General features: G+C 60.2%; 21 protein-coding genes and 1 rRNA gene (1 of these 22 running past the window's edge). 15 read left to right on the forward strand and 7 right to left on the reverse strand.

What is annotated here, in order from left to right:
* Nucleotides 1-55: 55 nt before the first annotated feature.
* Entirely contained in the window at nucleotides 56-937 is an 882-nt protein-coding gene (gluQRS, locus tag M8Q45_RS01475) for a tRNA glutamyl-Q(34) synthetase GluQRS (protein ID WP_249873324.1), read from the reverse strand.
* Nucleotides 938-1,168: 231 nt separating this feature from the next.
* Entirely contained in the window at nucleotides 1,169-1,612 is a 444-nt protein-coding gene (gene dksA / locus M8Q45_RS01480; protein WP_030140236.1) for an RNA polymerase-binding protein DksA, read from the reverse strand.
* 451 nt (nucleotides 1,613-2,063) lie between these two features.
* On the opposite strand from dksA, the gene M8Q45_RS01485 reads away from it, so the two are divergent.
* Both M8Q45_RS01485 and sfsA read left to right on the forward strand, forming a co-directional pair.
* A complete protein-coding gene (locus tag M8Q45_RS01485; RefSeq protein WP_249873325.1) occupies nucleotides 2,064-3,236 on the forward strand; it encodes a pyridoxal phosphate-dependent aminotransferase in 1,173 nt (390 codons plus the stop codon).
* Nucleotides 3,236-3,994 (forward strand): DNA/RNA nuclease SfsA, encoded by a 759-nt coding sequence (sfsA, locus tag M8Q45_RS01490; protein WP_249873326.1) that lies wholly within the window; start codon nucleotides 3,236-3,238, stop codon nucleotides 3,992-3,994. The genes M8Q45_RS01485 and sfsA overlap by 1 nt, the downstream gene beginning before the upstream one ends.
* Here the strand turns inward: sfsA and M8Q45_RS01495 are convergent.
* Nucleotides 3,950-4,267, reverse strand: a complete 318-nt coding sequence (locus M8Q45_RS01495; RefSeq protein ID WP_249873327.1) for a Rieske (2Fe-2S) protein — start codon at nucleotides 4,265-4,267, stop codon at nucleotides 3,950-3,952. The genes sfsA and M8Q45_RS01495 overlap by 45 nt on opposite strands.
* Nucleotides 4,268-4,564: 297 nt before the next feature.
* Between M8Q45_RS01495 and M8Q45_RS01500 the strand changes: the two genes are divergently transcribed.
* Genes M8Q45_RS01500 through M8Q45_RS01510 form a run of 3 tightly spaced genes read left to right on the forward strand, consistent with a single transcriptional unit; the run spans nucleotide 4,565 to nucleotide 7,185 of the window.
* The gene (locus M8Q45_RS01500; RefSeq protein WP_249877248.1) at nucleotides 4,565-5,548 is read left to right on the forward strand and encodes a FecCD family ABC transporter permease; all 984 of its coding nucleotides are present in this window, start codon (nucleotides 4,565-4,567) and stop codon (nucleotides 5,546-5,548) included.
* Complete coding sequence (locus M8Q45_RS01505; RefSeq protein ID WP_249873328.1) at nucleotides 5,548-6,315, forward strand: heme ABC transporter ATP-binding protein; 768 nt, start codon at nucleotides 5,548-5,550, stop codon at nucleotides 6,313-6,315. Before M8Q45_RS01500 ends, M8Q45_RS01505 begins: the two co-directional genes overlap by 1 nt.
* 21 nt (nucleotides 6,316-6,336) lie before the next feature.
* Nucleotides 6,337-7,185: a ChaN family lipoprotein gene (locus tag M8Q45_RS01510; protein ID WP_249873329.1), complete on the forward strand. Its 849-nt coding sequence runs from the start codon at nucleotides 6,337-6,339 to the stop codon at nucleotides 7,183-7,185.
* A gap of 215 nt (nucleotides 7,186-7,400) precedes the next feature.
* Here M8Q45_RS01510 and M8Q45_RS01515 read toward each other — a convergent pair whose 3' ends face one another.
* From M8Q45_RS01515 to M8Q45_RS01525, 3 genes are all read right to left on the reverse strand, one after another.
* A complete protein-coding gene (locus tag M8Q45_RS01515) occupies nucleotides 7,401-7,673 on the reverse strand; it encodes a TfoX/Sxy family protein (RefSeq protein ID WP_024779602.1) in 273 nt (90 codons plus the stop codon).
* 208 nt (nucleotides 7,674-7,881) lie between these two features.
* Nucleotides 7,882-8,223, reverse strand: a complete 342-nt coding sequence (locus M8Q45_RS01520) for a pentapeptide repeat-containing protein (protein WP_030140229.1) — start codon at nucleotides 8,221-8,223, stop codon at nucleotides 7,882-7,884.
* 91 nt (nucleotides 8,224-8,314) lie between these two features.
* Nucleotides 8,315-9,871 carry a bifunctional aminoglycoside phosphotransferase/ATP-binding protein gene (locus M8Q45_RS01525; RefSeq protein WP_249873330.1) on the reverse strand — a complete coding sequence of 519 codons (1,557 nt, stop codon included), beginning with the start codon at nucleotides 9,869-9,871 and terminating at the stop codon, nucleotides 8,315-8,317.
* A 116-nt stretch (nucleotides 9,872-9,987) separates the two neighbouring features.
* Here M8Q45_RS01525 and mrcB point away from each other — a divergent pair, with 116 nt between their 5' ends.
* The 3 genes from mrcB to M8Q45_RS01540 are packed head-to-tail and all read left to right on the forward strand — an operon-like array spanning nucleotide 9,988 to nucleotide 13,371.
* Nucleotides 9,988-12,306, forward strand: coding sequence for a penicillin-binding protein 1B (gene mrcB, locus M8Q45_RS01530; protein WP_249873331.1), 2,319 nt, complete (start codon nucleotides 9,988-9,990; stop codon nucleotides 12,304-12,306).
* Between the two features lie 16 nt (nucleotides 12,307-12,322).
* Nucleotides 12,323-13,042 (forward strand): tetratricopeptide repeat protein, encoded by a 720-nt coding sequence (locus tag M8Q45_RS01535; protein ID WP_249873332.1) that lies wholly within the window; start codon nucleotides 12,323-12,325, stop codon nucleotides 13,040-13,042.
* Nucleotides 13,042-13,371 carry a YqcC family protein gene (locus M8Q45_RS01540; RefSeq protein WP_030140225.1) on the forward strand — a complete coding sequence of 110 codons (330 nt, stop codon included), beginning with the start codon at nucleotides 13,042-13,044 and terminating at the stop codon, nucleotides 13,369-13,371. The genes M8Q45_RS01535 and M8Q45_RS01540 overlap by 1 nt, the downstream gene beginning before the upstream one ends.
* A 6-nt stretch (nucleotides 13,372-13,377) precedes the next feature.
* Here M8Q45_RS01540 and M8Q45_RS01545 read toward each other — a convergent pair whose 3' ends face one another.
* On the reverse strand, nucleotides 13,378-13,800 hold the full coding sequence (locus M8Q45_RS01545; protein WP_249873333.1) for a DUF4124 domain-containing protein: 423 nt from the start codon (nucleotides 13,798-13,800) through the stop codon (nucleotides 13,378-13,380).
* A gap of 400 nt (nucleotides 13,801-14,200) precedes the next feature.
* On the opposite strand from M8Q45_RS01545, the gene M8Q45_RS01550 reads away from it, so the two are divergent.
* The 7 genes from M8Q45_RS01550 to M8Q45_RS01580 all read left to right on the forward strand — a co-directional run.
* Nucleotides 14,201-15,925, forward strand: coding sequence for an acetolactate synthase 3 large subunit (locus tag M8Q45_RS01550; protein ID WP_030140223.1), 1,725 nt, complete (start codon nucleotides 14,201-14,203; stop codon nucleotides 15,923-15,925).
* Between the two features lie 2 nt (nucleotides 15,926-15,927).
* The gene (gene ilvN, locus M8Q45_RS01555) at nucleotides 15,928-16,419 is read left to right on the forward strand and encodes an acetolactate synthase small subunit (protein WP_003205610.1); all 492 of its coding nucleotides are present in this window, start codon (nucleotides 15,928-15,930) and stop codon (nucleotides 16,417-16,419) included.
* Between the two features lie 44 nt (nucleotides 16,420-16,463).
* Entirely contained in the window at nucleotides 16,464-17,480 is a 1,017-nt protein-coding gene (gene ilvC, locus M8Q45_RS01560) for a ketol-acid reductoisomerase (protein ID WP_003185459.1), read from the forward strand.
* 144 nt (nucleotides 17,481-17,624) lie between these two features.
* Nucleotides 17,625-18,470: a CDP-diacylglycerol--serine O-phosphatidyltransferase gene (gene pssA / locus M8Q45_RS01565; RefSeq protein WP_030140222.1), complete on the forward strand. Its 846-nt coding sequence runs from the start codon at nucleotides 17,625-17,627 to the stop codon at nucleotides 18,468-18,470.
* Nucleotides 18,471-18,545: 75 nt separating this feature from the next.
* Nucleotides 18,546-19,559, forward strand: a complete 1,014-nt coding sequence (msrP, locus tag M8Q45_RS01570) for a protein-methionine-sulfoxide reductase catalytic subunit MsrP (RefSeq protein ID WP_249873334.1) — start codon at nucleotides 18,546-18,548, stop codon at nucleotides 19,557-19,559.
* Entirely contained in the window at nucleotides 19,559-20,182 is a 624-nt protein-coding gene (msrQ, locus tag M8Q45_RS01575) for a protein-methionine-sulfoxide reductase heme-binding subunit MsrQ (protein ID WP_249873335.1), read from the forward strand. The genes msrP and msrQ overlap by 1 nt, the downstream gene beginning before the upstream one ends.
* Before the next feature lie 551 nt (nucleotides 20,183-20,733).
* Nucleotides 20,734-21,402, forward strand: a 16S ribosomal RNA gene (locus M8Q45_RS01580); it runs 868 nt beyond the window's last position.

A 21,402-nucleotide genomic window follows, 5' to 3' on the forward strand; every position in this document is an offset into this window, starting at 1 on the left:
CGTGCCCGAAAACGTGCGGCGATGGTAACGGATAGGCGGCAGGCTGCAAGGGCCGTCACGGTATTTGCGCTTCGGGCTGCGTCAGTGTGCGCGGGATCTGCCCCGCATCCCAGTGGCGAATGCCCCAGGCCAGCAACTCCCGTGGGCTGGCATCCACCAGCTCCGGCGCCGGTTGCTGGCCCAACGCGCGCAACGCCCTTAACAGCAGATGCGTTGCTTGGTCGGCCGTCAACGGTGGCGAGCGATAGGATTTGCCGAGCTTGTGTCCGTCCGGCTGGGTGATCAGCGGGACGTGCAGATAACGCGGTTGTGGTAACCCGAGCAGTTCTTGCAGGTAGAGTTGGCGCGGCGTGGAATCCAGCAGGTCGGCGCCGCGGACAATGTCGGTGACGCCTTGCCAGGCATCGTCGAGGACCACGGCCAATTGATAGGCATAGAGTCCGTCGCGACGGCGAATCACGAAGTCGCCCGCCTCGCGGCCCAGGTGTTGGCGGAACTCGCCCTGGACCCGGTCGACGAAATGATATTCGAGTTCGGGAACGCGCAGACGGATGGCGGCGCCCTCGGCGTCGTGGCCGGCGTTGCGGCACAATCCCGGATAAATGCCTTGGTACGGCTCCAGTTGCTTGCGCGAACAGGTGCAGGCGTAGGCCAGGCCTTGGCTGAACAAGCGGTCGATGACCTGCTGGTAGGCTTCGTGGCGGTCACTCTGGCGCACCATTTCGCCGTCCCATTCAAATCCGTAGCTTTCCAGGGCCTTGAGAATCGCCGCTTGCGCGCCGGGCTCTTCCCGTGGAGGGTCGAGGTCTTCCATGCGCAACAACCAGCGTCCACCGACGGCCCGGGCATCGAGATACGACGCCAGCGCGGCGACCAGCGAGCCGAAATGCAAGTATCCGCTGGGGGTGGGGGCGAAGCGTCCGATGTAGGCAGTCATAGGGCGAATGTTACTGGGTCCGGGCACAAGGCGTGCAGATCTTGATGGCGGAGCATAATTCCCTGTGGGAGCGAGCTTGCTCGCGATAGCGGTGGGCCAGCTTGCATAAGTATTGAATAAGTCGCCGTCATCGCGAGCAAGCTCGCTCCCACAAGGGGATTGGGTGTGCAGCTGGAGCGCAAACAAAAAACGGAGCGTATGAACGCTCCGTTTCGATGACAGCCCCGGCGATTACTTGCCGACCTGTTTTTCCTTGATTTCCGCGAGAGTCTTGCAGTCGACACACATGTCGGCGGTCGGACGTGCTTCCAGTCGCTTGACGCCAATCTCGACGCCGCAGGACTCGCACCAGCCGTACTCTTCGTCTTCAATCAGTTGCAGCGTCTTGTCGATTTTCTTGATCAGCTTGCGTTCACGGTCGCGGGCGCGCAATTCAAGGCTGAATTCTTCTTCCTGGCTGGCACGGTCGGCCGGGTCAGGGAAGTTGGCCGCGTCGTCCTTCATATGGTCAACCGTGCGATCGACTTCCTGCATCAGGTCCTGTTTCCACTTGTTCAGGATCCTGGTGAAGTGCGCGCGCATGGGGGCGCCCATGTACTCCTCGCCCTCTTTCGCGACATATGGCTCAAACCCGCTGAGCGACTGGTTTTCTTTCTGCTTTGCTTGGGTGGGCATGAATGGACCGCCTCTACTCTTGTAATCCACTACGCAGGATTGCTCCATCACCGACACCTGCCGGCCCTGCGGCTGCAAGCGGGCGAACTTACCAGATCAAATCGGGCCGCGCTACTCCCGGTTGTCGAGCCTGGCGCGGCTGGGGCCTGTAAAACATGGCCGGGTCCGGTCCGGTGGGGTCGCAAACCTGCTCAATGCTTGATTTTAGTCAAGCCTGGGTTAAACGCCGGAGTCATTTCCAGCGATCTAGAGTCCTGTTTCGCCAATACGTTCTTTTGTCCAGTGGCCGTTGTCGCCAGGCAACGCAGCATGACGACAACAGACACCGTCAAAAAGGAACGGTATCGGTGATACAGGACATTAGCGCTAGGACCGTTTTAGATTTGCGCTCGTTCCCGCAGCTGTTCGCGAGTTGGGTAGAATCGGTTCTTTTTTCGCGAAGGACGGCCCCATGGCCCAGCCCTACAGCGCACGCAGTCGTGCCATCGAACCTTTCCATGTCATGGCGTTGCTGGCGCGTGCCAACGAATTGCAGGCCGCCGGGCACGACGTCATTCACCTGGAGATCGGCGAGCCGGACTTCACCACCGCCGAGCCGATCATCCAGGCCGGCCAGGCGGCCTTGGCGGCGGGCAAGACCCGTTACACAGCGGCCCGTGGCATTCCCGAACTGCGCGAGACCATTGCCGGTTTCTACGCGCAACGCTACGGGGTGGATATCGACCCCCGGCGCATCCTGGTGACGCCGGGCGGGTCCGGCGCGTTGCTGCTGGCCAGCGCCTTGCTGGTGGACCCAGGCAAGCACTGGCTGCTGGCCGACCCTGGTTATCCGTGCAACCGTCATTTCCTGCGCCTGATCGAAGGCGCGGCGCAACTGGTGCCCGTAGGGCCGGACGTGCGTTACCAATTAACGCCGGATCTCGTGGATCGTCATTGGGACCGGAACAGCGTCGGCGCGCTGGTCGCCTCCCCGGCGAACCCGACCGGGACGATTCTATCCCGGGATGAATTGGCGGGCCTGTCCAAGGCGATCAGGAGCCACAACGGCCATCTGGTGGTCGACGAGATCTATCACGGCCTGACCTACGGCACCGACGCCGCCAGCGTGCTGGAAGTCGATGACGATGCGTTCGTCCTCAATAGCTTTTCCAAATATTTCGGCATGACCGGCTGGCGGCTCGGCTGGCTGGTGGCGCCTTCGGCGGCTGTCGGTGAGCTGGAAAAGCTCGCGCAGAACCTCTACATCAGTGCACCCAGCATGGCCCAATACGCGGCCCTGGCGTGTTTCGAGCCGGCGACCATCGAGATTTTCGAGCAACGTCGTGCCGAGTTCGCGTTGCGTCGCGACTTCCTCCTGCCGGCCTTGCGCGAGTTGGGATTCGGCATCGCAGTCGAGCCGCAAGGCGCGTTCTACCTTTATGCCGACATCAGCGCATTTGGTGGCGATGCCTTTGCGTTCTGCCAGCACTTTCTGGAAACCGAGCACGTGGCGTTCACGCCCGGGCTGGATTTCGGTCGTCATCAGGCCGGCCATCACGTGCGGTTCGCCTACACCCAAAGCCTGCCTCGGCTACAGGAAGCGGTGGAGCGAATTGAACGTGGATTGCGGAGTTGGCAAGGCTGATGCTTTTTTCCCCGGCTTTGGAAGAAGGACGGCTGATTCGACGTTACAAGCGTTTTCTTGCCGATATCGAGACCGTTCATGGCGAATTGCTGACCATTCACTGTCCCAACACCGGCTCGATGCTTAATTGCATGGCCGAGGGCGCGCGCGTCTGGTTCAGTCGTTCCAACGACCCCAAGCGCAAGTTGCCGGGCACTTGGGAAATAGGCGAAACCCCTCAGGGGCGCTTGGCCTGCATCAATACCGCGCGGGCCAATTCGCTGATCGAGGAGGCGCTGCGGGCCGGTGTCATCCAGGAGCTGAACGGTTTCATGGGGCTGAAGCGGGAAGTGGCCTATGGCGTGGAGAACAGCCGTATCGACTTTCGGCTCGACTATGCCGATTGCAGCTCGGCCTGGGTCGAGGTGAAGAGCGTTACGCTGGGTTTCGACGGGACGAATGTGGCGGCGTTTCCCGACGCGGTGACCCTGCGCGGCGCCAAGCATCTGCGAGAGCTGGCCTGCCTGGCTCGGGAAGGCGTGCGCGCGGTGCAGTTGTATTGCGTGAACCTGAGTGGCATCGAGGCGGTGCGTCCGGCGCAGGAGATCGACCCGGTGTACGCCGCGGCGTTGCGCGAGGCGGTGGCCGCCGGGGTGGAAGTGTTGGCCTACGGCGCCTCGCTGACGCCGGAGCAGATGTGGGTGGATCGCCCGTTGCCGGTATTGCTTGAGCCGTTACAGATGGACCCAGATGCCTTGGTCGTCCTCCCGGCTGTCTAGCGCGGTCAGGAATTGCCCGGCGCAAGGGCCGGCGACGCACTCACCGCTTTCGATCAGGAACAGCGCGCCATGGGTCGCGCATTGGATGAGACTGGCGCTGGCGTCGAGAAACTGATCGGGTCGCCACTCCAGCGGCACGCCACGATGGGGGCAGCGGTTGAGATACACGTATGCCTGGCCTGCCCGCCGCACGGCCAGCAACTTGCGCCCTTCGATGTCGAAGCCGCGACTGCTGTTGTCGGATAACTGGGCGGCGGTACACAGAAATTTCATGGATGTCTCTATAAATGTGTCTGTATCGAATCCACATGAGTCCATGCAGCAATGGATCCATGCTTGACGGGCAAATGAAAGCAATCATCAAATGACGCCTGCTTCGCGGGTGTTCGAGAATACTTGACCAAGCCCTGCCCATGAAAAAACTTCTTGAGGAAGCCGCTTGATGCGCCCGAATCCCCACGCTGCGCCACAAGGCCTGATCAAGCTGGCCGATAGGTTCTACCTGGCCAAGACGCCATGACGGCACGGGTCAAACCGCGCACGTTGTTCATCGGCCTGGGCCTGCTGTGTCTGTTGGCAATCTGGCTGTCCCTGTCCTTGGGACCGGTGAGCTTGCCGTTGTTAGATACCTTGCGCGCCGCCCTGCGCCTGCTGGGTTGGCCGATGGCTGACGATGGCCTGGAGCAGGCCGAGCTGATCCTTGGCCAGATTCGCCTGCCTCGTACCTTGCTGGGCTTGGCGGTGGGCGGGATCTTGGCGTTGTCTGGCGTGGCGATGCAGGGGCTGTTTCGCAATCCACTGGCCGACCCGGGGCTGGTAGGCGTGTCCAGCGGGGCGGCACTGGGGGCGGCGTTTGCCATCGTTGGAGGCTCGGCGATGGGCGGATTGCCTGAAGCCCTGGGGCCCTACGTGCTGTCAGTGTGTGCATTTCTCGGCGGGCTCGGGGTCACGGCGCTGGTCTATCGCCTTGGACGACGCAACGGTCGGACTCACGTCGCCACGATGCTCCTGGCTGGCATTGCCTTGACGGCGTTGTCCGGGTCGGCGGTCGGCCTGTTCACTTACCTGGCGGACGATGCGACTTTGCGGACCCTGACGTTCTGGAACCTGGGCAGCCTGAACGGTGCCAGCTACGCGCGGTTGTGGCCGTTGTTGATGGTCAGTGCGGGCGTGGCGATCTGGTTGCCGCGTCGGGCCCGGGCGCTCAATGCACTGTTGTTGGGAGAGTCCGAGGCCGCTCACCTGGGCATTGATGTCGAACGGCTCAAGCGTGAGTTGGTGCTCTGTACGGCGCTGGGCGTCGGCGCCGCAGTCGCGGCGGGGGGCATGATCGGTTTTGTCGGACTGGTGGTGCCGCACCTGGTGCGATTGTTGACGGGGCCTGACCATCGCGTCCTGCTGCCTGCATCAATGTTGGCAGGCGCCAGTCTCCTTTTATTCGCCGATCTGGTGGCGCGCCTGGCGCTGGTCCCGGCGGAGTTGCCGATCGGCATCGTCACGGCGTTCATCGGCGCGCCTTTTTTCCTTTATTTATTGCTGCGGGGGCGCGCCTGATGCTGCGAGCGCAAAACTTGCACATCCACCGTGGACGTAGGACCGTACTGGCGGATCTCGATTTGCAGCTCAATCCCGGCGAAGTGCTGGGTGTGCTCGGTCCCAATGGCGCGGGTAAGAGTACGTTGCTGGCGGGCTTGTGTGGCGAGTTGCGTCCGGCACAAGGGCAGGTCTGGCTCGATGACCGGCCTCTGGCCCAATGGGACGGTACCGAGCGCGCCCGTCGCCTGGCGGTGTTGCCGCAATCGTCGACACTGGATTTCGCGTTCCGTGTAGAAGAAGTGGTCGGCATGGGACGACTGCCTCACCGGAGCGGTCGGGCGCGTGACGGGCAAATCGTCGAATGGGCTCTGAGCGCGGCGGATGCGGTGCATTTGCAGGGCCGCAATTATCTGGATCTGTCCGGCGGCGAGCGCCAACGGGTGCACCTGGCGCGGGTCCTGGCGCAACTGTGGCCGGGTGAGGCGGGCCAAATCCTGTTGCTGGACGAACCGACTTCGATGCTCGATCCGCTGCATCAGCACACTCTCCTGCAAGCGGTGCGTGAATTTGCCGGTCGCGGCGTAGCGGTGCTGGTGATCCTGCATGACCTGAACCTGGCGGCGCGCTACTGCGATCGCCTGCTGCTGTTGGCGTCCGGCCGACCGGTGGCGCTGGATACGCCTCGGCAAGTGCTGCGCCCGGAGCCGCTCAAGGCGGTGTTTGGCCTCGACGTGCTGGTGCAATCTCATCCAGAGCGCGGGCATCCGTTGATCATTGCCCGCTGAGGCCTGCCGGAGGATACCGATGTGCGCCTGATCCTGATTCTGATGTTGGGTGTCTTGACGGCTTGCCAGAGTGTCGGCCCACCGCCAGTGGGTGGGCGGATCCGTGATCTGCACACAGGCGAATCGATCACGCCTCGGGCATTGGTCGGGCGTTTGGCGCAGGCCCCGCGAGTCGTGGTCGGCGAACAACACGACAACCGTGATCACCACACGCTGCAGCGCTGGCTGCTCCAGGCCCTGGCCGACCAGCGCCCCCAAGGCAGCTTGCTGCTGGAGATGCTGACGCCACGGCAACAGCCAAGGGTCGACGCGGTTCGCCAATTGCCTGCCCTGCCGAAGGATTTGCCTGGCGCGTTGGATTGGTCGCCAGGTTGGGATTGGCGTCTGTACGGACCCATGGTCGAGTTCGCCTTGAGGCAATCTTATCCGGTGTCGTCAGCGAATCTGGACAGCGCGGACATCCAGCGCATCTATCGCCAAGCTCCCGCCATAAGCGGCACTCGCTCCAGTGCAGCTACGGTTAAGGACCAATTGTTGGGGCAAATCCGCGAGTCCCATTGCGGCCTGCTGCCAGAGTCGCAGATGCCAGCAATGCTGGCGGTGCAGCAACAGCGTGACCGGCGCATGGCCGAGCGATTGCTCGAGGCTCCCGCGCCGGCATTGTTGTTCGCGGGCGCCTGGCATGTCCGCAAAGACGTTGGCGTGCCGCTGCATGCACTGGATCTGGGCGCTCGTGACGCACCGGTCGTCCTGATGCTGGCGGAGGAGGGCAGCGACGTTACGCCGGCCGTGGCTGATTTCGTGTGGTACACCCCGGCTACACCGCCCCAAGACCACTGCGCACAGATGCGTGGAGACGGCGGGCAATAATTTCCGGGCAAAAAAAGACCCGGCAAGAGCCGGGTCAAATAACCGTGATTAGCCTGATGAGGAGATATCTGAGAGTCCGAACCAAGGGCTTTTCAAATATCGACCAGTCTCGCGACCGGATGTGGTAATCATAGCGATTCTCATTTCCATGTCAAACATTGTTTTCCCGCCGGCAAAAATAACTGCTGCCTGTCATGGAAATCGCGAAAGTAATGTCAGGCCTTGTGGCGCGTGGAAATGGCGTCCAGCTGTTTGTTCAGCGCTTCTTTGCGTTCAGCCGGAATATCGTTCCAATGCATGTCCATCAGTGCACCCTCGATGGCGTACAGCAAAACCTTGGAAGCGCGAAAACCACGGGTGCGCACCGCGCGGTAGGCGTCCACCGCGCCGAGACGGCGTAGATCCGAGGCACTGTGGATACCCACGGCGTGCAGCCACTGGGCTGATGTCTTGCCCAGATTCTTCAGGTGTTGCAGTTCATCATTCATCGAGCCTCCTTGCGACGGCCGACTGGTGCAGTGGGCAAGCTTCACAGGAGTGTAGCGCTCAGTAGGAAAAGCGTGATTCTTTGGTCGGAATCGACGCAAAAGCTTCTAAGGCATTACGCACGATGGGAATGGACAGCAGAAGGGCACATCGTCCAGCGCAAGCGGGGGCGCTGGAGATCGTTCGGTGCCGTGGCCGTTTCCTTCAGGTTCAGCGGGTGCGATAGCGCAGGCGAGTACCGAAGTTCATGGACATCAGGATTTCATCGGCAGACAGCTCGGGCGGGAAATAGGTGCCGGAGATCTGCGCATGGGCAAGGCTTGCGCCTTCCAGCGATGACTTGCGGAAATCGATGCCGCGCAGATCGGCGGAACGGAAGTAGGCGTCCGTGAAGTCCACGTCGTCGGCGTTCAGTTCGCGCAGGTCAAGGCCGCGGAAATCGCCGCCGCGCATATCGATCGGACCTTGGGGGCGTTGGCTGTTGAAGCCGGCAATGTCGTCTTTGCGCAACAAGGCATACAGCGGGGTATCGAGAAGCTTGGGGTGGCTCATGGCATATCACCTGTTGGTTTTATGGCGCCAGTATAGTGCCACTATTTGGCGGCCGTGAAGCCGGACGTCGCTTCACGGCCGAAATAGTCTCCTACAGGCCTGGCAGGCGTTGGCGAATCTGCGCAACCACGACATCCAGCGTGCCGCTTTCGTTGGTTTGAACTCGCTTGCTGCAGAGAATCTCAGCCGGGCTCAGCGCTTCACGGCTCGCCTGTTGGGCGGCAATGACGGCCAGGTTGGCGTCGGACGGGTCTTTCTGGTCGGCCTGGCGCTGGGCGAGTCGGCTTTCGATGACGGCTTGCGGCGCGTCGCAATCCAGGATCAGGAACGGCGCGCCCGTGCCTTCGGCGACCTTGGCCGCGGCGTCGCGCTGGTCATGCTTGAGGTAAGTGGCATCGATCACCACCGGGAATCCCGCATGCAGGATCACGTCGGCGATTTCATGCAGCCGGACGTACGTGGCGCTGCTGGCATCGCTGCTATAGATACCGGCTTGTGGGTCGTTCGGCACTTGTTGTTCACCGAACAGGCGCTTGCGCTCTACATCCGAACGCAGGCGAATCGCACCGAGGGCCTCCACCAGGCGCATTGCAACGTGGCTTTTGCCAACGGCCGAGACGCCATGGGTAATAGCCAGGAAGCGCGAAGGAATGGTGCTGTAGCTTTCGGCCAGGTTGGCGTAGTTGCGGTATTGGCGCAGGGTGGTGGCGCGCTGCACCGGGTCGGCTTCGGCGGGCATGCTGAACAGCGCGACCTTGGCCCGGACCAGGGCGCGGTAGGCCTTATAGAAGTTCAGCAGCTCCAGGCCGCTGTAATCCCCCGTGAGCTCCAGGTATTGGCTGACGAACCGCCGCGCGAGCGACTTGAGGCCGCGGTCTTCGAGGTCCATCGCCAGGAAGCCGGTGTCGGCGTAGACATCGGTGAAGCGGAATGGCTCGTTGAATTCGATGCAGTCGAAGATCACCACGTTGCCGTCGATCACCGTGGCGTTGCCCAGGTGGATGTCACCGTGGCATTCGCGAATGAAACCGTCGGCCTTGCGCTGGGCGAACAGCGGCTTGAGGCGTTCGAAGCTGGTTTCGGCCCAGGCCTGAAGGGCTTCGAGTTGCTGCAGGTCGGCCTTGTCGTTGAGGAACGGACGGATCTGCTCGAAGTTCTGCCGCACCGGCGCCATGACGCTGTCCGGTGTACCCGCCGGATTATCGGCCGGTACTTTGGGCGTGGAGAGGTGGAACTGGGCGATCTGCGCGGCCATTTCATCGATGTGCGCGGTGGTCAGTTCGCCGTTGGCCTGTAGGGTGCTGAGCAGTTCGCTCTGGGGGAACTGGCGCATCTTCAAGGCGTATTCGATGGCCGGGCCGTCGCCGCCCAGTTGTGGCGCCTCGGCGCTGCCGGTAATCGGCAAGACTTCCAGGTAAAGATCCTGGGTCAGGCGTTGATTCAAGCGCAGCTCTTCACCACAGAAGTGCTTGCGCGCGTCGAGACTGGTGAAGTCGAGGAAACCGAAATTGACCGGCTTCTTGAATTTGTAGGCATAGGGACCGGTGAGCAATACCCAGGAAATGTGGGTTTCGATGACCTGGAACCCTTCGACGGGGTGCGGGTAAAGGGCCGGGTTTTGCAGGGCAGCGATCAGTGATTGGCTCACGGGCGATCCTTCAGAGTCTGGAAAATTCAAGGCGGTCATTATGGCCGCAAGCCGCGCTAACGCAAACCTTGGCGGACTCATGTTGAACCACGACAAAGTGCGTATAATCCGCCGCCATGACTCGTACCCGATCCCCCCGCACCCCTAAGAAACCACCCGCCAGCCGCCTTCGGCCCTGGCTGGGCTGGGCCCTTAAACTGAGCCTGGTAGGCCTTGTCGTGCTTGCCGGTTTTGCCGTCTACCTCGATGCCATCGTCCAGGAGAAGTTCTCCGGCAAGCGCTGGACCATCCCGGCCAAGGTCTATGCCCGGCCGTTGGAACTGTTCGTCGGACAAAAGCTGAGCAAGGACGATTTCCTGACCGAACTCGATGCCTTGGGTTATCGCCGCGAAAGCGTCGCCAATGGCCCGGGTGCGGCCTCGGTCAACGGCAATACCATCGACCTCAATACCCGTGGATTCCAGTTCTATGAAGGCATGGAGCAGGCACAACCGGTGCGGGTGCGTTTTTCCGGTGACTACGTCGCGGCGCTGACGGGTGCCAACAATGCGAGCCTGTCGGTGGTGCGCCTGGAGCCCCTGCTGATCGGTGGCCTGTATCCCAAGAACCTGGAAGACCGGATCCTGATCAAGATCGATCAGGTGCCACCGTTCCTGCTCGATACGCTGATTGCTGTCGAAGACCGTGATTTCTACCATCACTTCGGCGTCTCGCCCAAGTCGATTGCCCGGGCTGTCTGGATCAATACGTCGTCGGGGCATATGCGCCAGGGCGGCAGTACCTTGACCCAGCAGTTGGTGAAGAACTTCTACCTGACCAACGAGCGTAGCCTGACCCGCAAGCTGACCGAAGCCATGATGGCGTTGCTGCTGGAAATGCACTACAGCAAGCAGGAAATTCTTGAGGCCTACCTCAATGAAGTGTTCGTCGGCCAGGATGGGCAGCGGGCGGTCCACGGCTTCGGCCTGGCCAGCCAGTTCTTCTTCAGCCAGCCGCTGTCCGAGCTCAAGCTGCATCAAGTGGCGCTGCTGGTAGGCATGGTCAAGGGGCCTTCTTCCTATAACCCGCGTCGCAACCCGGAGCGTGCCCTTGAGCGGCGCAACCTGGTGCTCGACTTGCTGCAACAACAGGGCGTGGCCACGGCCGAGCAGGTCGAAGCGGCGAAGAAGATGCCGCTGGGCGTGACCAAGCGTGGCAGCCTGGCGGACAGTTCGTTCCCCGGTTTCATGGACCTGGTCAAGCGGCAGCTGCGGGAAGATTATCGCGACGAAGACTTGACCGAAGAAGGCTTGCGGATCTTTACCAGTTTCGACCCGATCCTGCAGATGAAGGCTGAGGCGTCAGTCAATGACACCTTCAAGCGGCTGGCGGGGCGCAAGGGTTCCGACGAAGTCGAAGCGGCCATGGTCGTGACCAACCCGGAGACCGGTGAAGTCCAGGCGATGATCGGCAGCCGCCAGGCCAGCTTTGCAGGCTTCAACCGGGCATTGGATGCGGTGCGCCCCATCGGCTCGCTGATCAAGCCGGCGGTGTATCTCACGGCCTTGGAAAAACCAAGCCAGTACACCCTGACCAGTTGGCTGTCCGACGAGTCATTCTCGGTCAAGGGTGCGGACGGACAGGTGTGGACCCCGCAGAACTATGATCGCCGCGCCCACGGTACGGTGTTCCTTTATCAGGGGCTGGCCCATTCCTACAACCTGTCGACGGCTCGCCTCGGCTTGGAGGTCGGTGTGCCTAACGTGCTCAAGACCTTGGCACGCCTGGGAGTGACTCGCGAATTCCCGGCGTTCCCATCGATGCTGCTGGGGGCTGGTGGCCTCACGCCGATAGAAGTCGCGGCGATGTACCAGACATTGGCCAATGGCGGTTTCAATACGCCGATGCGCGGCATCCGCAGCGTGCTCACCGCCGACGGCGAGCCGCTCAAGCGTTATCCATTCCAGATCCAGCAACGCTTCGATCCTGCTTCCATTTATCTGATCCAGAGCGCCATGCAACGAGTCATGCGTGAAGGGACCGGCAGCTCGGTCTATAACGTGCTCCCCCGAACGTTGACCCTGGCGGGCAAGACCGGTACCAGTAACGATTCGCGCGACAGTTGGTTCGCCGGTTTCAGCCAGGATCTGCTGGCGGTGGTCTGGCTGGGGCGTGACGACAACGGCAAGACGCCGTTCACCGGCGCCACTGGTGCGTTGCAGGTCTGGACCAGTTTCATGCGCAAGGCCGATCCGTTGCCGCTGGACATGCCGCAACCGGACAACATCGTCCAGGCCTGGGTCGATTCGCGCACAGGACAGGGCTCCGACGCGAATTGCCCGGGCGCCGTGCAGATGCCGTATATTCGCGGCAGCGAACCGCCACCCGGCGCAGCATGCGGTGGTCAGAATCCCGCCGAATCGGTGATGGATTGGGTCAAGGACTGGATGAATTAAGCAAAGAGGGTTTCAAGTGAACAAGTGGTTGATTCCAGCGGTAACCGCCGTGGCTTTGCTCAGTGGCTGCTCTACCGTACAGCGTGGCTCGATTCCGGTTGTCGACTCCGGTACCGCCGTCTCCAATAGCGAGCGGGTCTCGGCCAATGGTGGTTTCCGTCAAACGACGGTAAAACGGCCAATGCCGGGCCAGGTCCAGGCAATCCCGCAAGGCGACACCGGTGTCGTCGTGATGGTGCCCGGTGGCGGCGCAACGACTTCGGCGCCGATCAGCAGTACGCCGATCACGCCGGGTCCGATCACGCCAGGGCCTATCGAAACTTCACCGATCAACCAGGGCAGCTACAGCATGCCATCGACGCCGAGCAGCATTCCCTCGGCGGGTTCGGGTGGCTTGTCCGCCGATGAGCAACTGGACGGCCCGGTGTTGGCGCTGTTGACCACGGCACAACAGCAGCAAGCCGGTGGTGATCTCAACGGTGCTTCCTCGAGTCTCGAGCGAGCCCAGCGTGTCGCGCCGCGCGAACCGCAAGTGCTTTATCGACTGGCTCAAGTGCGCATGGCCCAGGGCGATGCGCCACAGGCTGAACAACTGGCTCGTCGCGGCCTGACGTTCTCCAGTGGCCGCCCGGCACTCCAGGCAAGCCTGTGGGATTTGATCGCCCAGGCTCGTGAGAAACAGGGCGATTCGGCGGGTGCGGCACTGGCCCGCCAGAAGGCCAAGGTGTCCCTCTGATGGATGGTCGTTTCCCCTTGATCGCCGATCAGTTGCTGCTGATCGAGCGAGAACTGCGGGTCCAGGGCTGGTGGAGTGACGTATCGCCGTCGGCCGAGGCGCTGGCCAGTGTCGAGCCGTTCGCCGTCGACACCCTGGATTTCGAGCAGTGGTTGCAATGGATTTTTCTTCCGCGGATGAAAGCCATCCTGGAAAACGACCTGCCGCTGCCCAACGCCTCGGGCATCCTGGCCATGGCCGAAATGGTCTATGCCCAGCGGCCGGGGCAGGGCGTCAAGTTGCAGCAGTTGCTCGCGCAGTTCGATCAATTGATCACCGACGTCAGCTGACGCCGCTCACTGACAGTTTTCCTCGATCTGCGCGCGAGTTTCGTCGATGCGCTGGCGCCGCTCTTCCTCGGTAAGGCGGCGCATTTCGCCTTCCACCTCTTCCCGCACCCTGGGGTTGTTCTGCAGTTGCGCCAGGTTGGTCCGGGCCTGTTCGCAGAACGCCTTGAGCTGGGCCTCCTGTTCGGCCACTTGCTGCTTCACTTGCTTGTCGATCATTTTTTGATCACCGACGACACCCCCTGATGCTGGCGCCTGCGGTTTGGCGGCAGGCGTTGAGCTCTTGCCTACGGTAGTCGCATCCACGCCCTCGGGCGGTTGGGCGCCGAAATGGGTCACACCTTGAGCGTCGACCCATTTGTAGATCTGGCCGGCCATGCTCATTGGGCTCAGGCTTGCCAGCAGGATGGCCGTCAATAACATCGTTCGCATGCTGTTTCCTTGTCCTGGGTTGCGCAATCGAAGCTAACAGAGTAGCCGTTTAAAGGTTTTTTCTTGCGTTCTCATGTGCTTACTTCAATAAAGCACATTGACGACTTGACTTGCAGAGGGCGAAACAGAAGAATCCAAAGTCCGCTGTAGAGGGACTGCCAGAAGCAGACCCACTCGGCAGATCATGAGGCGCACATCCGCGCCGACCTGTTACACCCGCAACGCGTTACCTCGCGCTGGGTGGGAAAGGCCCGCAACACTTGGGACGATCCCAATACTTGCTCAGTCAGTGCTGACGTAGTCGGCGACCACCGTCGCTCATGCTCTGCCGAGAAGTAAACCTATTAAGACCCGTCCCTTTTTCATGGGTCGGTATTCTGGCGTTTTAGAGGTGAACAACGTGGAGCTTTTATCTGGCGGTGAGATGCTCGTCCGCTTCTTGCGTGACGAAGGCGTCAAATATATCTACGGGTACCCCGGTGGTGCTCTCCTTCATGTCTATGATGCCCTGTTCAAAGAACCGGAAGTGACCCACATCCTGGTTCGCCATGAGCAAGCGGCCACCCACATGGCTGACGGCTATGCCCGCGCCACCGGCAAGGCCGGCGTGGTCCTGGTGACATCCGGCCCCGGCGCCACGAACGCCATTACCGGTATCGCCACGGCCTACATGGACTCGATTCCGATGGTGATCATCTCCGGCCAGGTGCCCAGCACCATGGTCGGTACCGATGCGTTCCAGGAAACCGACATGATCGGTATCTCCCGGCCGATCGTGAAGCACAGCTTCATGATCAAGCACGCGTCTGAAATCCCCGAGGTCATGAAAAAAGCTTTCTACCTGGCCGAATCCGGTCGTCCGGGCCCGGTCGTGGTGGACGTGCCGAAAGACATGACCAACCCGGCCGAGAAATTCGAATACATCTACCCGAAAAAAGCCAAGCTGCGCTCCTACAGCCCGGCCGTGCGCGGTCACTCGGGACAAATCCGCAAGGCCGCCGAAATGCTGCTGGCGGCCAAGCGTCCCGTGCTGTACTCCGGCGGTGGCGTGATCCTCGGCGGTGGCTCCGCGCCGCTGACCGAATTGGCGAAGATGCTCAACCTGCCGGTCACCAATACGCTGATGGGCCTCGGCGCCTACCCAGGCACCGATCGCCAGTTCATCGGCATGCTCGGCATGCACGGCAGCTACACCGCCAACCTGGCGATGCACCATGCCGATGTCATCCTGGCGGTGGGCGCGCGTTTCGACGACCGTGTCATCAACGGTCCGGCGAAATTCTGCCCGAACGCCAAGATCATCCACATCGATATCGACCCGGCGTCCATCTCCAAGACCATCAAGGCAGACGTGCCGATTGTCGGTCCTGTAGAGAGCGTGCTGACCGAAATGGTCGCCATTCTCAAGGAAATCGGCGAGGCTCCGAACAAGGAGTCCGTGGCCAGCTGGTGGAAGCAGGTTGATGAATGGCGCGGTGATCGCGGCTTGTTTCCCTACGACAAGGGCGACGGCAGCGTGATCAAGCCGCAGACCGTCATCGAGACCCTGTGCGAAGTGACCAAGGGCGATGCATTCGTGACGTCCGACGTAGGTCAGCACCAGATGTTCGCAGCGCAGTACTACAAGTTCAACAAACCCAACCGCTGGATCAACTCCGGTGGCCTGGGCACCATGGGCTTCGGGTTCCCGGCGGCCATGGGCGTGAAACTGAGCTTCCCGGACAACGATGTGGCCTGCGTGACCGGCGAAGGCAGTATCCAGATGAACATCCAGGAACTGTCGACCTGCCTGCAATACGGTCTGCCGGTGAAAATCGTCAACCTGAACAACGGTGTGCTGGGCATGGTTCGCCAGTGGCAGGACATGAGCTACGGCAGCCGTCACTCGCATTCCTACATGGAATCGTTGCCGGACTTCGTCAAGCTGGTCGAGGCCTATGGCCACGTCGGCATCCGCATCACTGACCTGAAGGACTTGAAATCCGGGCTTGAAGAAGCTTTCGCGATGAAGGATCGCCTGGTGTTCCTCGATATCCAGGTCGATACCAGCGAGCACGTCTACCCGATGCAGATCAAAGACGGCTCCATGCGCGATATGTGGCTGAGCAAGACGGAGCGTACCTAATCATGCGACACATTATTTCCTTGCTTCTGGAAAACGAACCGGGTGCTCTGTCTCGCGTAGTAGGCCTGTTCTCGCAGCGCAACTACAACATCGAAAGCCTGACCGTGGCACCAACCGAGGACCCGACCCTGTCGCGTCTGACGCTGACCACCGTGGGCCACGATGAGATCATCGAGCAGATCACCAAGAACCTGAACAAGCTGATCGAGGTGGTCAAGCTGGTGGACCTCTCGGAAAGCGCTCACATCGAGCGCGAGCTGATGCTGGTCAAGGTCAAGGCCACCGGCGCCCAGCGTGCCGAGATCAAACGCACTACCGATATTTATCGTGGGCAGATCGTCGATGTCAGCGCCAGCGTCTATACCGTTCAGTTGACCGGTACCAGCGACAAGCTCGACAGCTTCATTCAATCGATCGGCACTGCCTCGATTCTGGAAACCGTACGCAGTGGTGTCACCGGGATTGCCCGTGGCGACAAAGTACTGAGCATCTAACCAAATTAGCGAATGGCCGGAACGGCCGGATATAGGGGAAATTCATGAAAGTTTTCTACGATAAAGATTGCGACCTGTCGATCATCCAAGGCAAGAAAGTCGCCATCATTGGCTACGGCTCCCAAGGTCACGCCCAGGCGTGCAACCTGAAAGATTCTGGCGTTGACGTGACCGTCGGCCTGCGCAAAGGCTCGGCCACCGTTGCCAAGGCCGAGGCCCATGGCCTGAAAGTCACCGACGTGGCTTCCGCCGTTGCCGCTGCCGACCTGGTCATGATCCTGACCCCGGACGAGTTCCAATCGGCGCTGTACAAGAACGAAATCGAGCCGAACATCAAGAAGGGCGCCACCCTGGCCTTCTCCCACGGCTTCGCGATCCACTACAACCAAGTCGTGCCACGCGCCGACCTCGACGTAATCATGATCGCGCCGAAAGCGCCGGGCCACACCGTGCGTTCCGAGTTCGTGAAGGGCGGCGGTATTCCTGACCTGATCGCGATCTACCAGGACGCCTCCGGCAACGCCAAGAACGTCGCCCTGTCCTACGCTGCTGGTGTCGGTGGCGGTCGTACCGGCATCATCGAAACCACCTTCAAGGACGAGACCGAAACCGACCTGTTCGGCGAGCAAGCCGTTCTGTGTGGCGGTACCGTCGAGCTGGTCAAGGCCGGTTTCGAAACCCTGGTTGAAGCTGGCTACGCGCCAGAAATGGCCTACTTCGAGTGCCTGCACGAACTGAAGCTGATCGTTGACCTCATGTACGAAGGCGGTATCGCCAACATGAACTACTCGATCTCCAACAACGCCGAATACGGCGAGTACGTGACCGGTCCGGAAGTCATCAACGCCGAATCCCGCCAGGCGATGCGCAACGCCCTGAAGCGTATTCAGGACGGCGAGTACGCCAAAATGTTCATCAGCGAAGGCGCCACCGGCTACCCTTCGATGACCGCCAAGCGTCGCAACAATGCCGCCCACGGTATTGAAATCATCGGCGAGCAACTGCGTTCGATGATGCCGTGGATCGGTGCCAACAAGATCGTCGACAAAGCCAAGAACTAAGTCGCGAGCTTGATCGAAAAACGCGGCCCTGGCCGCGTTTTTTCGTTTGGGGGGTGGCTTCTGGTATAAAGCTGCATCGTTTGCGGCAGAACCGTCGTCCCAGGCGCCTGTCGAATTTTTTCACACCGTTGCAAGGTATTGTCCATGAGCGAACGTCCCGACGAGCCGAACCAGGCTCCTGACGCCGAAAGCCTGTTGCCCATCGATGAACACGTCGAAGAAGGCCATGACGCTGAAGGCCGCAAGGTCCGGCATCGTGGTATCTATCTGCTGCCGAACCTGTTCACCACCGCGAACCTGTTCGCCGGCTTCTATTCCATCATCAGCTCCATGAGTGCCCAGGCTGCATTGAGTGCTGGCGATAGCGTCGGGGCGAGTCGCTACTTTGCTTTCGCCGCGATTGCGATTTTTGTCGCCATGGTACTGGACGGCCTGGATGGACGGGTGGCCCGCATGACCAACACCCAAAGCGCATTCGGAGCCGAGTACGACTCGCTGTCCGACATGGTTGCGTTCGGTGTTGCCCCTGCGTTGCTGGCGTTCGGTTGGGCGCTGGGGGACATGGGCAAGGTTGGCTGGATGGTTGCCTTCATTTACGTCGCTGGTGCCGCGTTGCGCCTGGCGCGTTTCAACACCCAGGTCGGTACCGCCGACAAGCGCTACTTCATTGGGCTTGCCAGTCCGGCGGCGGCAGGTGTGGTGGCGGGCGTAGTCTGGGCATTCAGCGACTATGGCATCCAGGGTTCGAAGATGTCCTTCCTGGTGGCGCTGCTGGTTGCCGCGGCCGGGATGCTGATGGTCAGTAACATCAAGTACAACAGCTTCAAGGAGCTGGATCTGAAGGGGCGCGTGCCGTTCGTGGCCATCCTCGCCGTGGTCCTGGTATTTGCCGTGGTGTTCAGCGATCCGCCGCGTATCCTGCTGCTGGTGTTCCTTGCCTATGCGGCTTCAGGCCCGGTGCAATATTTGCTGCGCCTTCGTCGCCGCTAAACGTTGCCTTAATGTAATCTCCTCCATACTCCGCAGTGTACGGGTGTATCTGCCCTCCAATACTGCGGAGTCGCCATGCTGATCAAGATCCCCAAGGCGTCGGATTGTCGTGAGTCTGACGTCACGCCTGAATCATTCTATCTATCTCGTCGCCAGATGCTCGGCGCCACTGTCGCCGGCTTGGCGGTTGGCGGTCTGCCGAACTGGGCCGGTGCCGCCGATATGGCGCGTTATCCTGATGTCGAGCCCGGAAAGGCGCCTTCCTGGTTCACCGAGAAGCTTCCTTCTACCCAGTGGGGCGCCGTGACGGTAAAGGGAGAGTCGATCACGCCGTTCAAGGACGCCACGCACTACAACAACTTCTATGAGTTCGGCACCGATAAAGGCGACCCGGCGGCCAACTCCGGTTCGTTGAAGACCGAGCCCTGGAGCGTGGTGGTGGATGAGGAGGTGGGCAAGCCAGGGCGCTACGCCCTGGAAGACTTCATGAAGCCTTATCAGTTGGAGGAGCGGATCTACCGCTTGCGTTGCGTCGAGGCCTGGTCGATGGTCATCCCGTGGATCGGCTTCCCCATCTCCGCGCTGCTCAAGCAGGTCGAGCCGACTTCCAAGGCCCAATACATCCGCTTCGAAACGCTGCAAGATCCCAAGGCCATGCCGGGGCAGCGTTCTGGCTTTGCCCTGATTGATTGGCCTTACGTGGAAGGTTTGCGATTGGACGAGGCAATGAATCCGTTGGCGATCTTGGCGGTTGGCATGTACGGACGTGAGTTGCCTAACCAGAACGGAGCACCGCTGCGATTGGTGGTGCCATGGAAGTATGGTTTCAAGAGCGTAAAGTCGATCGTGCGCATCAGCTTGGTCAGTGAGCAGCCCAAGACCACTTGGCAAAGCATTGCATCCGATGAGTACGGCTTTTATGCCAACGTCAATCCGACCGTTGACCACCCACGCTGGACGCAGGCGCGAGAGCGTCGTCTACCGAGTGGGCTGTTCAGTCCCAACGTCCGAGACACATTGATGTTTAACGGTTACGGGGATGAGGTTGCCTCTCTATATGCGGGAATGGATTTGAGGAAAGACTACTGATGCGTTTCCCGGCATGGCGGATCAGTGTTTTCCTCGCGGCGGCGATTTGGCCTTTGCTTTGGCTTTACGAAGCGTTGATGGATTCGTTGGGGCCGGACCCGGGCAAGGTCCTGGTGGATCGCCTCGGATTGGGGACGCTGATCCTGCTTTTGATTACCTTGGGCATGACACCGCTGCAGAAAATGACGGGGTGGGCAGGATGGATCGCTGTCAGGCGTCAGTTGGGACTGTGGTGCTTTGCTTACGTTGTGCTGCATTTGAGTAGTTATGCGGCCTTCATCCTGGGGTTCGATTGGTCGCGGTTGGGCGTCGAACTGAGCAAGCGCCCGTACATCATTGTCGGGGCCCTTGGTTTTCTTGGTTTGCTGGCCTTGGCGGTCACATCCAATCGATATAGCCAGCGGCGGCTCGGAACGCGCTGGAAGAAGCTGCACCGCCTGGCCTATTTGATTCTCGGGCTTGGCTTGCTGCATATGTTGTGGATCGTGCGGGCGGATCTCAAGGAATGGTCGATATACGCTTTCATAGGTGGCTTATTGTTGGTGCTGAGAATCGGGCCGGTAGCGCGGCGGATCCCTCGTCTAATGGGTAAGAAGATCCCTTCGGCAATAAAAACGAAATAAAAGGTTGACGGCAGATTCCAGGTGTCTATAATTCGCCCCACTTCCGGCGCAGTCGAAACGGAAAACTCCTTGATTTTCAATGAGTTAAGTAGGTTTCGATAGGCCGGGCGCTTCAGTTCATCGAAGCGCTGAAGGAGTTGATGGGGCGGTGTTGTTTGGCCCTATCGGCGATTCGATCTTCTCGGTCGAAAGCGGTGAAAAAGAGGTGTTGACAGCAGCGAGTAACGCTGTAGAATTCGCCTCCCGCTAACGAGAGATCGAAAGCGCAAGTGGTTGAAGTTGTTAAGGATTTCCAAGCGAAACTTTGAAAACTTCTTAAAATAACCGCTTGACAGATACACGGGGCGCTGTAGAATGCGCGCCTCGGTTGAGACGAAAGGCTCAACCCACCGCTCTTTAACAACTGAATCAAGCAATTCGTGTGGGTGCTTGTGGAGTCAGACTGCTAGTCAACAGATTATCAGCATCGCAAGTTACTCCGCGAGAAATCAAAGATGTAACCAACGATTGCTGAGCCAAGTTTAGGGTTTTCTCAAAACCCAAAGATGTTTGAACTGAAGAGTTTGATCATGGCTCAGATTGAACGCTGGCGGCAGGCCTAACACATGCAAGTCGAGCGGTAGAGAGGTGCTTGCACCTCTTGAGAGCGGCGGACGGGTGAGTAATGCCTAGGAATCTGCCTGGTAGTGGGGGATAACGCTCGGAAACGGACGCTAATACCGCATACGTCCTACGGGAGAAAGCAGGGGACCTTCGGGCCTTGCGCTATCAGATGAGCCTAGGTCGGATTAGCTAGTTGGTGAGGTAATGGCTCACCAAGGCGACGATCCGTAACTGGTCTGAGAGGATGATCAGTCACACTGGAACTGAGACACGGTCCAGACTCCTACGGGAGGCAGCAGTGGGGAATATTGGACAATGGGCGAAAGCCTGATCCAGCCATGCCGCGTGTGTGAAGAAGGTCTTCGGATTGTAAAGCACTTTAAGTTGGGAGGAAGGGCATTAACCTAATACGTTAGTGTTTTGACGTTACCGACAGAATAAGCACCGGCTAACTCTGTGCCAGCAGCCGCGGTAATACAGAGGGTGCAAGCGTTAATCGGAATTACTGGGCGTAAAGCGCGCGTAGGTGGTTCGTTAAGTTGGATGTGAAATCCCCGGGCTCAACCTGGGAACTGCATTCAAAACTGTCGAGCTAGAGTATGGTAGAGGGTGGTGGA

The organism is Pseudomonas sp. T1.Ur (assembly GCF_023516725.1).
GTDB classification, from domain to species: Bacteria; Pseudomonadota; Gammaproteobacteria; order Pseudomonadales; family Pseudomonadaceae; genus Aquipseudomonas; species Aquipseudomonas alvandae.

Excerpts from the sequence above, each read along its gene's own strand:
- M8Q45_RS01540 (WP_030140225.1), top strand. The coding sequence starts at position 13,042 with ATGGATGGTCGTTTCCCCTTGATCGCCGATCAGTTGCTGCTGATCGAG.
- msrP (WP_249873334.1), top strand. The coding sequence starts at position 18,546 with ATGCTGATCAAGATCCCCAAGGCGTCGGATTGTCGTGAGTCTGACGTC.
- ilvC (WP_003185459.1), top strand. The coding sequence starts at position 16,464 with ATGAAAGTTTTCTACGATAAAGATTGCGACCTGTCGATCATCCAAGGC.
- mrcB (WP_249873331.1), top strand. The coding sequence starts at position 9,988 with ATGACTCGTACCCGATCCCCCCGCACCCCTAAGAAACCACCCGCCAGC.
- ilvN (WP_003205610.1), top strand. The coding sequence starts at position 15,928 with ATGCGACACATTATTTCCTTGCTTCTGGAAAACGAACCGGGTGCTCTG.
- gluQRS (WP_249873324.1), bottom strand. The coding sequence starts at position 937 with ATGACTGCCTACATCGGACGCTTCGCCCCCACCCCCAGCGGATACTTG.
- M8Q45_RS01485 (WP_249873325.1), top strand. The coding sequence starts at position 2,064 with ATGGCCCAGCCCTACAGCGCACGCAGTCGTGCCATCGAACCTTTCCAT.
- M8Q45_RS01545 (WP_249873333.1), bottom strand. The coding sequence starts at position 13,800 with ATGCGAACGATGTTATTGACGGCCATCCTGCTGGCAAGCCTGAGCCCA.
- sfsA (WP_249873326.1), top strand. The coding sequence starts at position 3,236 with ATGCTTTTTTCCCCGGCTTTGGAAGAAGGACGGCTGATTCGACGTTAC.
- M8Q45_RS01520 (WP_030140229.1), bottom strand. The coding sequence starts at position 8,223 with ATGAGCCACCCCAAGCTTCTCGATACCCCGCTGTATGCCTTGTTGCGC.
- pssA (WP_030140222.1), top strand. The coding sequence starts at position 17,625 with ATGAGCGAACGTCCCGACGAGCCGAACCAGGCTCCTGACGCCGAAAGC.
- msrQ (WP_249873335.1), top strand. The coding sequence starts at position 19,559 with ATGCGTTTCCCGGCATGGCGGATCAGTGTTTTCCTCGCGGCGGCGATT.
- M8Q45_RS01515 (WP_024779602.1), bottom strand. The coding sequence starts at position 7,673 with ATGAATGATGAACTGCAACACCTGAAGAATCTGGGCAAGACATCAGCC.
- dksA (WP_030140236.1), bottom strand. The coding sequence starts at position 1,612 with ATGCCCACCCAAGCAAAGCAGAAAGAAAACCAGTCGCTCAGCGGGTTT.
- M8Q45_RS01495 (WP_249873327.1), bottom strand. The coding sequence starts at position 4,267 with ATGAAATTTCTGTGTACCGCCGCCCAGTTATCCGACAACAGCAGTCGC.
- M8Q45_RS01505 (WP_249873328.1), top strand. The coding sequence starts at position 5,548 with ATGCTGCGAGCGCAAAACTTGCACATCCACCGTGGACGTAGGACCGTA.